Source organism: Mycobacterium sp. E3198, from assembly GCF_001667015.1.
Classification (GTDB): Bacteria; Actinomycetota; Actinomycetes; order Mycobacteriales; family Mycobacteriaceae; genus Mycobacterium.
On record NZ_LZIS01000251.1, the window covers coordinates 1 to 990 of the forward strand.

1 protein-coding gene and 1 pseudogene are annotated in these 990 nt (G+C 81.6%); both read right to left on the reverse strand.

The genetic code is table 11. From position 1 onward, the window contains the following. Positions 1-163 (reverse strand): hypothetical protein (locus A5673_RS30715; protein WP_369806528.1); only part of this gene is annotated, 163 nt, incomplete at its 3' end. Positions 164-166: 3 nt separating this feature from the next. Beyond that, positions 167-262: pseudogene (locus A5673_RS30720) on the reverse strand (PE family protein); the annotation flags it as partial. Between the last annotated feature and the right edge of the window lie 728 nt (positions 263-990).

Here is a 990-nt window from a genome sequence, read left to right on the forward strand (position 1 = left end):
CTTGAGCGAACCCGGGCAGTATCTGCAGCGCCTGCGCCATGGGCGTCAGCTGCGCGGCCACCGCCGACGCCCCGCCGGAGCCCAAGAGCAGCCCGCTGGCCCCGCCGTGCCCGCCCGCGGCGCCGGGCGCGCCGGATCCGCCGGTGCCGCCGTTGCCGAACAACCACCCGCCGTCCCCGCCGGCCGCGCCGGTTCCGGGAGCGCCGTTGGCGCCGTTGCCGATCAGTGGGCGCCCGGTCAGCGCCTGGGTCGGCGCGTTGATGGTGCTGAGCACCTGCTGCTGCATCGTGTGCACCGGGTTGGCGCTGGCGGGCGCGTTGAAGCCGTCGAGGCCCAACAGTTGGCCGCCGCTGCCGCCCGCTCCGGCCTTGCCCGGGTTGAAGGTGCCGGTCCCACCGCTGCCGCCGTTGCCGCCGTCGCCGATCAGCACCGCGTTGCCGCCCGCGCCGCCCGCGCCGCCGATGCTGCCCGCACCGGTTCCGCCGGCGCCGCCGCTGCCGCCGTTGCCGCCGTCACCGATCATCCCGGCGCCGCCGCCGGCGCCGCCCAGGCCGCCGATGCTGGTGCCGCCGGCGCCGCCGGTGCCGCCGGCCCCGCCGGAGCCCGCGAGCATGCCGGCCTGACCGCCGGCGCCCCCGCGCCCGCCGTTCAGGGCGCCGAACCCGCCGGCGCCGCCGGCGCCCCCGTCGCCGAAGAACATGCCGCCGCTGCCGCCGGCGCCGCCCGCCCCACCGATGCCGCCGGGGGTGACGCCCTCGCCGCCGATACCGCCGGCGCCGCCGGCGGCGCCGAGGCTGAGCATGCCGGCGTTGCCGCCACTCCCGCCGGCCCCGCCGGCGGTTGCGCCGTGGCCGCCGCTGCCACCGGAGCCGCCGGCGCCGACATGCCCCCGGCGCCGCCCGCGCCGCCGACCCCGCCGCCGCCGCCGGCGGCGCAAGCGGCCGGCCAGCGGCTGGGCCTCGCTCACCCCGACCGAGCGCGACGTCGCGC